This window comes from Brachybacterium sp. NBEC-018, from assembly GCF_024860185.1.
GTDB classification, from domain to species: domain Bacteria; phylum Actinomycetota; class Actinomycetes; order Actinomycetales; family Dermabacteraceae; genus Brachybacterium; species Brachybacterium rhamnosum.
The window spans coordinates 2,035,453-2,048,729 of record NZ_CP100650.1 but is presented as its reverse complement, the minus strand read 5'-3'; the positions used below and the strand labels follow the sequence as shown (position 1 = coordinate 2,048,729).

Here is a 13,277-nt window from a genome sequence, read left to right as displayed (position 1 = left end):
CGGACGGGCCCGGCCCGATCCGCTCCTGCGCTCCCGCACGGGGAGCGGAGCGCTCAGCTCGCGCGGAGCACCGCGACGGCCTCGGTGGGATCGCCGTCGAAGATGATCTTCCCCTTGCGGAGCACCACGATCCGCGTGCAGAGCTTCTGCAGCATCTCGAGCTCGTGGGAGACGACGACCATCGTGCGGCCCGCGGCCTGCAGCTCACGGATCCGCTCGAGGCACTTCTTCTGGAACGGCTCGTCGCCCACGGAGAGGATCTCGTCCACGAGGAAGATGTCCGGGTCCGTGTGCACCGCGACGGAGAACGCGAGCCGCAGGAACATGCCCGAGCTGTAGTACTTCACCTCGGTGTCGATGAACTCCTCGATCTCGCTGAACGCGACGATGTCGTCGAAGCGCTCCTCGAGCTGCTCGCGGCTCATGCCGAGGATCGCGCCGTTGAGGAAGACGTTCTCGCGACCCGAGAGGTCCGGGTGGAAACCCGCGCCGACCTCGATCAGGCCCGCCACGCGCCCGCGCAGCATCACCCGGCCGGCGTCCGGGAAGAGCACCCCGGAGATCGTCTTCAGGAGGGTGGACTTGCCCGAGCCGTTGAACCCGATCAGGCCCACCGTCTCGCCGGCGTGCACCGTGAGGTCCACGTCGTCGAGCGCCATGAAGGTGTCCGCGAGCTTCTTGCGCTGCAGGGCCGAGAAGACGAGCTCCTTGAGGGAGCGATCGTGGCGGAGGGAGAAGCGCTTGGAGACATGCTCCACGCGCACCATCTCGCGATCCGTGGGGACCGCGGCGGAGGTGGGGACGTCCGCGATGTTCGGGGTCATCGGTGCCCTCCTCTCACAGTTCCTGCGCGAAGCGGCGCTTCGAGCGCTCGAAGACGATCGTGCCGATCACGAAGACTGCGACGGCGATGAGCAGGCCCGCCCACCAGAGGCCGTACGGCTCCCCCGGCTGGGCGAGGGTGTAGGCGAACGGGTGGTCGGTGGCGAGCTCGTCGACGACCGGCTTCGAGTACCGCCAGAAGGCGATGTGGAACAGCTGCACCACGATCGTCAGGGGGTTCAGCTGGTAGATCCACCACAGGATCGTGCCGTCGAGCGACTTCTGCACCATGTCGATCCGGTACAGCACCGGCGACAGCCAGGTCGCGACCATGACGATGAGGTCCACGAAGTTCTCCACGTCACGGAACGCCGCGTTCAGCGCCGCGGTGAGCATGCCCAGCCCCATCGTGAACACGAGCAGGATCAGCATCCCCAGCAGGAAGGCCACCGCCGCCGTGGGCGACGGCAGCCAGCCGTTGAGCACGGCGCCCACCACGAGCACGAGCAGCTGCGGCAGGAAGTGCACGAGGGCGACCATCATGCTCGCCCACGGGAACAGCTGGCTGGGGATGTAGATCTTCGCGACGAGCGCCCCGTTGCCCGTGATCGAGCGGGTCGCGTTGCCGAAGACCTCACCGAACAGGTTCACCACGACGATCCCGCTGAAGAGGTACACGGCGTACGCCGGGGTGCCCTTGTTCAGCTCGAGGAACACGCCCATCGCGATGTAGAACACGAGGAACTGCACGGCGGGCTTGACGTAGCTCCACACCATGCCGAGCACGCTGCCGCGATAGCGGACCCGCAGCTCCTTCTTCACCAGCAGGCGCAGCAGGAACCGCTCCTTGAGCGGGTTCAGCCAGCCGGCGTCCTGGCCGGGGGCCTTCCACCCCTCGGCGCGCTCCGCGGCCGAGGGGGTGCGACGCGCCGGGGCGGTCGCCGTCACGCGGAGGCCCCCTCCGGGGTGGACGGCGCGGCGGTGTCGACGTCGTCGATGCCCGGGCGCACCGGGGCCGGGTTCGCGCTGAAGGTGCGCTCCCAGGCGGTGAAGGAGGTGATCTCCTCGGCGGCCGCGCGGTACTCGTCGCGGAGCCGGTTCCACTGGCGGTACAGGTCCAGGTGGGTGCGCGCCGTGCGGACGAGCATCGAGCGGACCTGCTCCGGGCGGCGGCGGTACCAGGCGAGCTTCGTGCCCTCCGCGTTGGAGACCACGGCGCTGTCGTAGTGGCTCAGCGTCCACCACTTCGCGTCCTGGTGGGCGATCGCGGCCTGCGGATGCTGGGTCGCACCCTCCGGCGGCGCCGAGATCAGCTGGCGCGCCATCGCCTTCGCGGTCCACAGCGGGAGCAGCGCGCGGCGCGGGGCGGAGAAGGCGCGACCCTTGCGCGGAGGCTTGTGCATCCGCACCTCGGGGAACTGGTCGGCGTCCGCCTTGGTGACGGAGTCGTCGAAGGTCTGCGCCATCGCCCGCAGCTCGGGCAGCTTGGTCCCGATCTCGTCGTGCAGCACGCCCGGTCCGCGCAGCACGTCCTCCTGGGCGATCAGGCGCGCTGCCTCGGTGTAGTACTGCATGGACATGAGGTGCTTGACGTCGATGCCCTGGGACTCGGTGAGCACCTTGCCGCCGCGCTCGTAGACCGAGTGCAGCAGCGCCGTGATGATGCGGTTGCGCTCGTGGAAGTAGATCTGCCAGTCCAGCGCGTCGTTCTTGTCCGTCCACGTGATGTGCCAGACGGCCGCGCCGGGCATCGAGACGGTCGGGTAGCCGGCCTTCTTCGCACGGAGGCCGTACTCGGCGTCGTCCCACTTGATGAAGACGGGCAGGCTCAGGCCGATCGCCCGGACGGTCTCGGTGGGGATGAGGCAGGTCCACCAGCCGTTGTAGTCGACGTCGGCGCGGCGGTGCAGCCACGGGGTGGAGCGCAGCGGCTCGACCGCGAAGTCGTGGCCCAGGCGCCCCTCGGGGATCGTCACCTTGGGCTGGATCGCCCACGGGTCCACGCTCTCGCCGAAGGCATGCAGCACCGAGCGGTTGTTGAGGTCGAACATGTGCGCGCCCACGAGCATCGGGGTGCGCGCGAAGTCCGCGAAGGTGAGCATGCGCAGGAGCGACTCGGGCTCGATGTCGATGTCGTCGTCGCAGTTGATGACGTACGTCGAGGAGCCGTTGGTCGACGCCTCGTACATGCCGCGCGAGAAGCCGCCGGAGCCGCCGATGTTGCCCTGCTCGATGATCTGCAGCTGCTCGCCCATGGCGGCCTGCAGGGGCTCGATCTCGTCGTGGTCGTTCAGGCGGTCGGTGCCCTGGTCCACGACGTACATGACGTCGAGCTTCTCGCGGAGGTCGGCGTCCTTGCTGATCAGCTCGATGTTGTCGAGGCAGTAGGAGACCTTGTTCATCGTCGTCATGGCGATCGAGAAGGTGCCCTCGGTGCGGGCGGCGGAGGCGTCGGCCGTCCACTGCGCGCCGTGGATCGTCAGCGGGTCCGGCCCGGAGATGACGTCGAACCAGTACCAGCCGCCGTCGCCGAAGGCCGTCAGCGGCAGGTCGAAGCGGGTCTCGCCGGGGCGGGACACGATCGCCATGTCGTGGCGCTGGATCGCACCGCGCGCGTTCGAGCGGTAGACGATGATCTGCCCGCGCCCGCTGGTCGCGATCGTGAGCGTCACCTCGCGCACCGGGGTCCAGCGGCGCCAGTAGCTCGCCGGGAAGGCGTTGAAGTAGGTGCCGAAGGAGCGCAGCGACTGCGGCGGCACCTCGACGCCGTGGCGGGCGCTGAGCTCCTCGAGGTCGAGCTGGGACGCCCCGGCGGCGCCGGTGGCTCCCGCGGCGGGCTCCGCGCTCTCCGCGGTGGCGCTGCCCAGCCCGAAGGAGCCGGTCTGGGCGCCCGAGCGGGCGGCCTGCGACTCGATGTACAGCGGGATCACGTCGGGCGTCGGCGCGAGCGGCATGATGAGCCGCTGCAGGATCCGCTGCGGCGCGCTCTCAGCGGACTCGGTGGACTCGGCGAACTCGGTGCTCTGGGGACGGGTCGTGCTCACGATCGGTGTCTCCTCCTCGGGGACGCGCTCAGCGGCGCAGCAGGTCGGCGAGCTTGTTGTCGGCCATCGACAGCGCGGCGCCGATCGCCATGTGCATGTCGAGGTACTGGTAGGTGCCCAGGCGGCCGCCGAACAGGGTGCGGGGCTCGGCGTCGGCCATCTCGCGGTAGCGCAGCAGCGAGTCGCGGTCCGTCGAGGAGTTCACGGGGTAGTACGGCTCGTCCTCGCGCTCCGCGAAGCGCGAGTACTCGCGCTGGATGACGGTGCGGTCCTTGGGGTACTCCCGCTCGGGGTGGAAGTGGCGGGGCTCGATGATGCGCGTGAAGGGCACCGACTCGTCCGCGTAGTTCATGACCGAGGTGCCCTGGAAGTCACCGGTCGTGTCCAGGTGCTCGGTCTCGAGGTCGATCGTGCGCCACTTGAGGTCGCCGAGCTCGTAGTCGAAGTAGCGGTCCACGGGGCCCGTGTAGACGACCGGGAGCTGGCCGCGCACGGCCTTCTTGTTGAAGGGCTGGGACTCGTCGAAGTAGTCCACCCCCAGCTGCACCTCGATGTTGGGATGGTCCGCCATGCGCTCGAGCCACGCGGTGTAGCCCTGCTGGGGCAGCCCCTCGTGGGTGTCGTTGAAGTAGCGGTTGTCGTACGTGTAGCGCACGGGGAGGCGGGAGATGATCCCGGCGGGCAGGTCCTTGGGGTCCGTCTGCCACTGCTTGCCCGTGTAGTGCTTGATGAACGCCTCGTAGAGCGGGCGGCCGATCAGGGAGATGCCCTTGTCGTTGAGGTTCTCGGGATCGGTCCCGGCGAGCTCGCCGGCCTGCTCCTGCACGAGCGCGCGCGCCTCGTCCGGCGTGTACGCGGAGGAGAAGAATTGGTTGATGGTGCCGAGGTTGATCGGCATGGGGTACACGATGCCCTGGTGGTTCGTGTACACCTTGTGCACGTAGCCCGTGAACGCGGTGAAGCGGTTGACGTACTCCCACACCCGCTCGTTCGAGGTGTGGAACAGGTGGGCCCCGTACTTGTGGACCTCGATCCCGGTGGCCTCGTCGGCCTCGGAGTACGCGTTGCCGCCCAGGTGCGGCCGCTTGTCGATGATGGTGACCTTGGCGCCGTGCTCGGTCGCGGCGCGTTCGGCGATGGTCAGGCCGAACAGGCCGGAGCCGACGATCAGCAGATCAGGAGTGGCCACGGGGGTTCCTTTCGAAGCGGTCGGACGGTCCTCGGCGGACCAGCTCACAGTAACGGAGGCGGGTGGCGGGGGCGGCGCCCCCGGGGACGGCGCGTCGGGCGATGTGCGCCCTGTCATGCGCCCGCCCGTGCGAGCTCAGCGCATGGGCTCCACGAAGCGGCGGTAGCCGAAGCGACGCAGCCGCCACGGGGCGAGACGGTACCCGCCGCGCAGCACGATGTTGGTCAGGAACGCGCGGGGACCGATCACACGGTCCAGCAGGAGCGTGCGCTGGAGGCGCAGGTCGCTCGTGAAGAGCGTCCAGCCGCCGCGGCGCTCGAAGAGGTGCTCGTCGACGCGGTAGTCGACGACGACCTCCTCGACGTTGCCCATCCGGGCGCCGCCGAGCATCATCCGCTCCCACAACCAGTAGTCCTCGAGCAGCGGGAGGTCGCGGTAGCCGCCCACGGCGAGCGCGACCGAGCGGCGAAGCACGATCGTGGGGTGGTGGAAGGGCGAGTGGCGGCCCAGGTAGCCCACGATCTGCTCGTGCTCGAGGGGTCGGGTGCGCAGCGGCCCCTCCCCCGGGGCGACCCGGTCGCTGAACTCCTGCATGGAGCCGCCGAGCAGATCGGCGCCCTCGCCGTCCTCCGTGCGCGCCATCCGCGGGATCTGGACGGCGAAGCGCTCGGGCCGGCAGAGGTCGTCGGCGTCGGCCCGCGCGACGATCTCGTGCGGGGAGGCCTCGAGGCCGTCCTGGAGGGTGAGGGCGATGCCCCGGTGCTGGGGATGGCGGAGCACGCGGGCGGGACCGAACTCCTCGGCCTCGACCCGCGCCACGAGCTCCTCGAGCGCGCTCGGGAGCGGGCCGTCGACGGTGAGCAGGAGCAGGTCCGGGCGCAGGGTCTGGCCGGTCGTCGCGGAGGCGATCGCCGCCTCGACGCGCGCGGGCTCGTCGCGCCCCCACAGGGGCATGAGCACGGCGAACGGGGGGACGGCGCTCATCGCCCGGCCGCCCGCTCGATGCGGCGGACGTCCGCCGCGGCCTCCGGGTCCGTCGCGAGCACCGCGGCCGACGGGCGCGGGCCGCGGCGCAGCGCGGCGAGCAGCCCGCGGGCGCCGACGCGCGTGAGCTCGCCGCGGTGGCGGGCGAGCCGGCGCAGCCAGCCCAGCACGGTGCTGCCGCCGTAGAGCACCTTCTCCGACGGGGTGAAGGAGGTGGTGCGCAGCAGCGCCCAGGTGCGGTTGCGCACGTCGTAGTAGAAGCGCGACCCCGGGTTGGACTGGGCGTCCCCGAAGAGCACGGTGCGGTGCTCGACCACGGAGGCGGGGACCTGCAGCCCCCGGCCCCGGCGCAGCAGACGGCCGGTGTGCTCGAAGTCGTCGGACCAGATGAAGTAGTCGGCGTGCGGGAGGCCCAGGCGGCGCACGTCCTCGCCGCGCAGCAGCGCGGAGACGTAGCTCGCGGTGCGGATCGGCCGGCCGCCCGCGGCGGCGGCGTCCCGCTTCTCCCCCGCGCTCGCCCGGAAGCGGGTGCGCTGGGTGTTCATCGGGTGATCGCGGCCATCGGTCCAGACAGCGCGCGAGCTGAGCACGCTCAGACGGACCGGGGACGCCTCGATCGAGCGCAGCAGCTCCGCGAGGGCGGAGGGCGTGGGGACCGTGTCGTCGTCCATGAGCCACAGCCAGTCGGCGTCGTGGCGCACGAGCGCGCGGGCCATGCCGGCGGCGAAGCCGCCCGCCCCGCCCACGTTGCGGCGCAGGTGCAGGACGTCGGCGCCGAGGGGGTGGGCGTCGGCGACGCGACCGGAGCCGTCCGAGGAGGCGTTGTCCACCACGACCACGGCATCCGGGCGGCAATCCTGGGCGGCGAGGCCGTCCAGGCACTGCTCGAGCAGCTGCTCGCGGTTGTAGGTGACCACCACCGCGACCACGCGCGGGGCGCTCTCCTGCCCCCGTGCTGCGGTGCTGTCCACAAGGCCTCCTGCTGGTGCGTCGTCGTGGCGCCGGGGTCCCCCGGCGGCGCCGGCGGGCGCCTCGGACCAGTGTACGGAGAGGTCCCGGGCCGTTCCCGGGAGCCCCGCGCACAGCGTGTGAAGGTTCGCAGGAGGTTCAGCGACGTCATGGACCCGGTGCGGTCGCGCGGGAGGGTTGGGGCTAGCCTGTCGGGCGCCATCACCCGTCAGCACCCGCCGGCCCACGCCGCGGCGGACCCCCGAACAGACCCGCAGCACGCGAGCGAGAGGAGACGGCACATGAGCGATCAGCAGCCCCCGCGCTCCCCGCGACACGGAGGACCGCGCCGCCCCCGGGGCCACCGCGCCCGCGCCGGCGGCAGCGCCCGCCCGGTCCCCGCGCCGGGACGCGGCGAGCGCGAGGAGACCCCGACCCGCGCCTACCCGGCCGTCGACCCCCGCACGACCCCCGCCCGCGACCGGGCGCCGGAGCGTCATGCGGCGCCCGCCCGCGACACCTCCGATCCGCTCCTGGCCGGCGGTCCGCCTGCCGGGGACCTGCCGGACGGCGCTCCCCGCCGCCACGGGCGCCGGCCCGGCCGCCGCTCGCGCGTGCCCCGCCCCCTGCGGCTCGGGATGACGCTCGTCGCCCTGGTCCTCGTGGTGCTCCTCGCCTGGGGCGCCGGCCTCGCGCTGTGGACGAACTCCCGGATCGAGCACGTCGACGCGCTCTCCGGGGCGGAGGCCACCGAGGGGCAGACCTACCTCATCGCCGGCTCCGACGCCCGCGGCGGCGACGCCGTGGCCGACGACGGCACGACCGGCCAGCGCACCGACACGATCATGCTGCTGCACAAGGCCCCGAACGGCCGCAGCTACCTCGTCTCCCTGCCCCGCGACACCCTCGTGGACATCCCCGGTCACGGGAGGTACAAGCTCAACGCCGCCTTCGCCTTCGGCGGCGCCCCGCTGCTCGTGAAGACCGTGGAGCAGTTCACCGGCATGACGATCGACCACTACGTCGAGATCGGCTTCGACGGGGTCGAGGGCATGGTCGACGCGGTCGGCTCCGTGAACCTCTGCATCGACCAGGACGTGGACGACGAGAAGTCCGGGCTGAAGATGACCGAGGGCTGCCACGACGTGGGCGGTGAGCAGGCGCTCGCCTTCGTGCGCGCCCGCTACTTCGACCCCACCGCGGACATCGGCCGCCAGGCCCGCCAGCAGCAGTTCGTGGGCGCCCTCATGTCCCGCGTCGCCTCCCCCGGCGTGCTCCTGAACCCGCTCGCCCAGGTGCGCCTCGCGGGCGCCGGCACGGACGCCCTCGCGACGAGCGAGGGCACGGGGATCGTGGACCTGGGCCGGATGGCCCTCACGGCGCGCAGCGCGATGAAGGCCGGCACGGTGACCATGCCGATCGAGGACCCGGCCTACCAGACGAAGCACTCCGGCCAGGCGATCCTCACGGACGAGGACGACACGGCCGCGTTCTTCGGCTCGATCGCGGACGGCAGCGCGGAGCCGAAAGCCGCCTCCTGACGACCGCCCGCCCCGGCGCTCCCCGCTGATCCGTCCCGTCGTGAGCCGACGGGACGGATCAGCGGAAGAGCATGTCGATGACGATGTTCACGGAGTTGAGCACCGACTGGCCCTTCGAGCGGGAGTAGTCCGTGTAGAGGATGTGCACGGGGTGCTCGCGCACGGTCAGCTCGTGGCGGCCGATCTCCTCGACGATCTCCGAGGCGTGCGCCATGCGGTTCTGCTCGATCGCGATCTTCTGGCACGCCTCGCGGCCCAGGACCCGCAGCCCGTTGTGGGCGTCCGTGAGCCGCACGCCGCTGGTGATGTTCGAGTACCAGACCGCGCCGCGCAGCACGATGCGCTTGATGAGGCCGGGGCGCGTGCGCCCGTCGAGGAAGCGGGAGCCGAGGACCACGTCCACGCCCTCCTCCTCGCGCAGGGCGATCATGGCGGCGGCGTCGTCGACCTGGTGCTGGCCGTCGGCGTCGAAGGTGACGACCTGGCGCATCCCCGGGTCCCGCAGCGCGTAGTCGATGCCGGTCTTCAGGGCGGCGCCCTGGCCGAGGTTGAAGGGATGGCGCACGACGGCCGCACCGGCCTCCTCGGCGATCCGCGCGGAGGCGTCCGCGCTGCCGTCGTCGACGCAGACCACGAGCGGGTAGCGGGTGCGCAGGGCGCGGATGACGTCGCCGATGACCTCACCCTCGTTGAACAGGGGCACCACGAACCAGGTGCGTTCCGCGCCGGGGCTGTCCGCCTCGGGCGCCGGCTCCGGATGCTCGGTAGAGGTCATGCAGGGCTCCTGGGGACGCGGGACGTCCGGGACGACGAGGCAGGGCATCCGGGTCCAGGCCCGGGACAACGATGGACGATACCCTGTCACGGTGGATCGCCCCCGGGCGACCGTCCCTCGCAGAAGTGGCGCAGTGCGCCGGAAGGAAGATGTCACGTGAAGACTGCTGTCGTCGCCCTCGGCAAGATCGGGCTCCCGCTCGCCGTCCAGTTCGCCGATGCCGGCCACGAGGTCGTGGGCGTCGACGTCAACGCCCGCCAGGTCGAGCTGATCAACCAGGCGAAGGAGCCGTTCCCGGGCGAGGCCCAGCTCGCCGAGAAGCTCGCCGAGCTCGTCCCCGCCGGCCGCCTCCGCGCGACCACCGACTACGCCGAGGCGATCCCCGGTGCGGACGCCGTCGTCATCGTCGTCCCCCTGTTCGTGGACGACGCGAGCTGGGAGCCGGACTTCGGCTGGATGGACCAGGCGACCCGCTCGCTGGCCGAGCACCTCACCCCCGGCACCCTCGTCTCCTACGAGACGACGCTGCCCGTGGGCACCCTGCGCACCCGCTTCGTCCCGATGATCGAGGAGATCTCCGGGCTGAAGGAGTCCGAGGACTTCTTCGCCGTCTTCTCCCCCGAGCGCGTTCTCACCGGCCGCGTGTTCGCGGACCTGCGCAAGTACCCCAAGCTCATCGGCGCGATCTCCGAGGAGGGCACCGCGCGGGCGCGCGCCTTCTACGAGTCCGCGCTGACCTTCGACGAGCGGCCCGACCTGCCCCGCCCCAACGGCGTGTGGGACCTCGGCTCCCCCGAGGCCTCCGAGCTCGCGAAGCTCGCCGAGACCACCTACCGCGACGTGAACATCGCGCTGGCCAACGAGTTCGCGCTCTTCGCGCAGGACCACGGCATCGACGTGTACAAGGTCATCGAGGCCAGCAACTCCCAGCCCTACTCCCACATCCACCAGCCGGGCATCGCGGTGGGCGGCCACTGCATCCCGGTCTACCCGCGCCTGTACCTCTCGGGCGACCCGAGCGCGACGACGGTGCGCACCGCCCGCCAGCTCAACGCCTCCGTCCCCGCGTTCCTCGTGGACCGGGCCGCGGGCCTGCTCGGCTCGCTGAAGGGTCTCAAGGCCGTCGTGCTCGGCGCCTCGTACCGCACCGGGGTGAAGGAGACCGCGTTCTCCGGCGTGTTCCCGGTGGTCGAGGCCCTCCGCGCGCAGGGCGCCGAGGTCGCGGTGCACGACACCTACTACGACGACGAGGAGATCGCGGGCTTCGGCTGGGCGCCCTACCACCTGGGGGAGGCCGCGGATCTCGTGATCGTGCAGACCAACCACCCGGAGTACGCGGAGCTCTCCGCCGCGGAGGTCCCCGGCGTGAAGCTCGTGGTCGACGGCCGCAACATCACGACCGCCGAGAACTGGGCCGGCACGCCGCGCCTGGTCCTCGGAGACGGCTCCGCCTCCACCCACCAGCAGGCCGAGGGGGCCTGAGCCAGTGGGCGCCCACGAGCTGATCCTCGCGCTGGGGCCCACGATCCCCGCCGGGAGCCGCACCCTGATCATCCAGATCCTGCTGGTCCTGGGGATCCTCGCGATCATCGCCTGGCTGTTCATCACCCGCGGGGCGAAGCAGCTGGCCGTGCGCCGCCTGCTGATCCTCGGCTTCGCCGTGTTCGCGGTGCTGACGGTGATGTTCCCGCGCGTGCTGACCTCGGTCGCGCACGTCGTCGGGGTGGGCCGCGGCGCGGACCTCCTCCTCTACGCGACGGTGATCGTGCTGCTGGGCTCGCTCGCGCTCGCGGAGGCCCGCACGAAGAACGCGGAGAAGCGCACCACGGTGCTCGCCCGCCGCCTGGCGCTGGACGAGTCGGAGCAGCCGCTCGCCTACCGCGAGCGGACGCTCGGCACCGACCGCGGATGACCGACGTCCTGCTCCTGCTGCTGAGCATCCTGCTGGTCCTCGCGGCGACCTATGTGCCCGGCTATGCGGTGCCGCGCGCCCTCGGCGGCTCGCGCCTGCTGTCCCTCGCGATCGCCCCGGCGGTCGCCGCCGGGATCGCGGGCACCGCGGCCCTGATCGCCCCGTTCCTCGGGGTGGGCTGGTCGCTGCTGCCGCACCTGGGGCTCGCCCTCGTGCTCGTGGGCCTCGCGGTGCTGCTGCGCCGGTGGGGCGTGCGCCTGCCGGGAGCGGCCCTCGAGGGCCGTCTGATGCCTCCGCGCACGGTGCTGCTCGCCCCGGTGTGGGTCACCCTCGCCGCCGCGCTGGCCGTCGTGCCGATCGCGGTGCGGGCGCGGACCCCCGGGGTGGTCCTCGAGCGCTGGGACACGCTCTACCACCTCTCCGCGCTGCAGCGGATCCGGGAGACCGGCACGGCCTCGAGCCTCGACGTCGGCTCGGTCTCGAGCACGGTGGGCGAGGCGACCGCGTACCCGGCGGCGTTCCATGCGCTGGCCTCCCTCGTGCCGGGGGTGCCGGTGCCGATCGTGCTGAACGGCGCGGTGCTGGCCCTCGCGCTCGTGCCCTGGGTGCTGGGCTCGGCGCTGCTCGCACGGGCCGTGTTCCCCGAGGTGGCCTGGGCACCCTTCGCCGCCGCGATCGGCGCGGCCATCGTGCCCGCCGCCCCGCTCGACGAGTGGATCCACCTCTCCGCGATCCCGAACCTCGTGGGCTTCGCTGCGCTCCCGGGCGCCCTCGCCGCGGTGCTCGCCCTGTGGCAGGCGCTGCTCCCCGGGCCGACCCCGACGGTGCCGACGTCGGCGCAGCGCTCGGAGCCGGCGGTCGACGCCGCCCCCACGACCCCCGGGTGGCGGCCGGCGCTCGCGGCGCTCGCGATCGCGGGCCTCGCGGCGCTGGGCCTCGGCCTGCTGCACCCGAACGTCGCCGTCATGGCGCTGCTGCTGACGACCGTGCTCACCGCGGCGACCGCGCTCCGCGAGCGACGTCGCCGGCGCCTGCTGTGGCTGGTCCCCGTCATCTGCGCGCTCCCCGTGCTGCTGCTGGCCCTGACCCCGCTCGCCGCGGCGGTCACCGGCTTCCAGGGCGGCCTCCAGGTGCCGTGGTGGTCCGCGCTCGGCGAGATCCTGCTGGGCCTGCTGACCGTGTGGCCGATGGCGCTCGGCATGATCCTCGCGGCCCTGTGGTGGCCGGGGCTCGTGCGCACGCTGTGGCGCGGTCCGGCCCGCTGGGTGGGCGTCGCCTGGATCGTGGTGGCCGTGCTGTACCTCGACTCCGCGGTGGACTCCCCGCTGGGCCTGTCGACCCTCTGGTACCGCGGGCAGGACCGCCTGTCGATGCCGCTCGCCATGCTCTCCGTGCTGCTGATCGTGCCGGGCCTGCAGGTCTGGGGCCGGCTGCGCGGTCCCCTCGACGCCCACGGCCGCCGCCCGCGCCCCTCCCGCCCCGTGATCGCCCTGCTCGTGGTGCTCGCGCTCGCGGCGGCGGCGAGCTCGATCCCGACCCGCCTCGACAATGCGGCGAAGAACCTCTCGGCGGAGTACTCGGGCCGCGGCCGCTTCCTCCAGCAGGACGAGCTCGAGGCCTGGGCCGCCGCGGATCCCACGATGGACCATTCCCTCAAGGTGCTCGCGAGCCCCTTCTCCGGCGCCTCGCACATGTACGCGATCCACGGGCAGCAGGTGTACTTCCCGGTCGCGGGCATGGCGCTCGAGAACCAGGACCGGGCCCTGCTCTACGCCCTCTCCGGCTCGAACGGCGAGGTGCCCGCCGCCCAGGTGTGCGATCTGCTGCACGAGGCCGGCGTCGGGTACGTCTACCAGGAGCAGATCACCTACCAGTGGTCCTCGACCTTCGACCTCGTGAACCGGGCGGATCCCGCGATCGGCACCGTGGTCTTCGAGACCGACCACTCCCGCCTCATCGCCGTCGACTGCGAAGGGACCACGTGACCCCTCACGCCCCGGACCCCGCTCAGCCCGCGACAGGACCGCCGTCGCCGCCGGCTCCCCCCGCGCCCCGGCGCCGG

Annotated in this window: 11 protein-coding genes; 4 read left to right on the top strand and 7 right to left on the bottom strand. The window is 72.1% G+C overall.

Going from position 1 to position 13,277, the window contains the following annotated elements; translation table 11 throughout:
• Nucleotides 1-53: 53 nt before the first annotated feature.
• The 6 genes from NLU66_RS09255 to NLU66_RS09230 form a co-directional block, all read right to left on the bottom strand.
• Entirely contained in the window at nucleotides 54-824 is a 771-nt protein-coding gene (locus tag NLU66_RS09255; RefSeq protein ID WP_137770365.1) for an ABC transporter ATP-binding protein, read from the bottom strand.
• Nucleotides 825-837: 13 nt separating this feature from the next.
• Nucleotides 838-1,770, bottom strand: coding sequence for an ABC transporter permease (locus NLU66_RS09250; protein WP_259359430.1), 933 nt, complete (start codon nucleotides 1,768-1,770; stop codon nucleotides 838-840).
• Nucleotides 1,767-3,866, bottom strand: coding sequence for a glycosyltransferase (locus NLU66_RS09245; protein ID WP_323374410.1), 2,100 nt, complete (start codon nucleotides 3,864-3,866; stop codon nucleotides 1,767-1,769). Before NLU66_RS09245 ends, NLU66_RS09250 begins: the two co-directional genes overlap by 4 nt.
• Nucleotides 3,867-3,894: 28 nt before the next feature.
• The gene (gene glf, locus NLU66_RS09240; protein WP_137770363.1) at nucleotides 3,895-5,055 is read right to left on the bottom strand and encodes a UDP-galactopyranose mutase; all 1,161 of its coding nucleotides are present in this window, start codon (nucleotides 5,053-5,055) and stop codon (nucleotides 3,895-3,897) included.
• A 135-nt stretch (nucleotides 5,056-5,190) separates the two neighbouring features.
• The gene (locus NLU66_RS09235; RefSeq protein WP_259359429.1) at nucleotides 5,191-6,039 is read right to left on the bottom strand and encodes a glycosyltransferase; all 849 of its coding nucleotides are present in this window, start codon (nucleotides 6,037-6,039) and stop codon (nucleotides 5,191-5,193) included.
• The gene (locus NLU66_RS09230; protein ID WP_259359428.1) at nucleotides 6,036-7,010 is read right to left on the bottom strand and encodes a glycosyltransferase; all 975 of its coding nucleotides are present in this window, start codon (nucleotides 7,008-7,010) and stop codon (nucleotides 6,036-6,038) included. Before NLU66_RS09230 ends, NLU66_RS09235 begins: the two co-directional genes overlap by 4 nt.
• A gap of 279 nt (nucleotides 7,011-7,289) precedes the next feature.
• On the opposite strand from NLU66_RS09230, the gene NLU66_RS09225 reads away from it, so the two are divergent.
• Nucleotides 7,290-8,528: an LCP family protein gene (locus NLU66_RS09225; protein ID WP_259359427.1), complete on the top strand. Its 1,239-nt coding sequence runs from the start codon at nucleotides 7,290-7,292 to the stop codon at nucleotides 8,526-8,528.
• A 58-nt stretch (nucleotides 8,529-8,586) separates the two neighbouring features.
• Here NLU66_RS09225 and NLU66_RS09220 read toward each other — a convergent pair whose 3' ends face one another.
• Complete coding sequence (locus NLU66_RS09220; protein WP_259359426.1) at nucleotides 8,587-9,303, bottom strand: glycosyltransferase family 2 protein; 717 nt, start codon at nucleotides 9,301-9,303, stop codon at nucleotides 8,587-8,589.
• A gap of 156 nt (nucleotides 9,304-9,459) precedes the next feature.
• Between NLU66_RS09220 and NLU66_RS09215 the strand changes: the two genes are divergently transcribed.
• From NLU66_RS09215 to NLU66_RS09205, 3 genes are read left to right on the top strand one after another with little or no spacing between them, the layout of a single operon-like run.
• The gene (locus NLU66_RS09215; RefSeq protein WP_259359425.1) at nucleotides 9,460-10,785 is read left to right on the top strand and encodes a nucleotide sugar dehydrogenase; all 1,326 of its coding nucleotides are present in this window, start codon (nucleotides 9,460-9,462) and stop codon (nucleotides 10,783-10,785) included.
• Nucleotides 10,786-10,789: 4 nt separating this feature from the next.
• Nucleotides 10,790-11,215, top strand: a complete 426-nt coding sequence (locus tag NLU66_RS09210; RefSeq protein ID WP_259359424.1) for a DUF2304 domain-containing protein — start codon at nucleotides 10,790-10,792, stop codon at nucleotides 11,213-11,215.
• Entirely contained in the window at nucleotides 11,212-13,200 is a 1,989-nt protein-coding gene (locus NLU66_RS09205; RefSeq protein WP_259359423.1) for a DUF6541 family protein, read from the top strand. Before NLU66_RS09210 ends, NLU66_RS09205 begins: the two co-directional genes overlap by 4 nt.
• Nucleotides 13,201-13,277 lie beyond the last annotated feature (77 nt).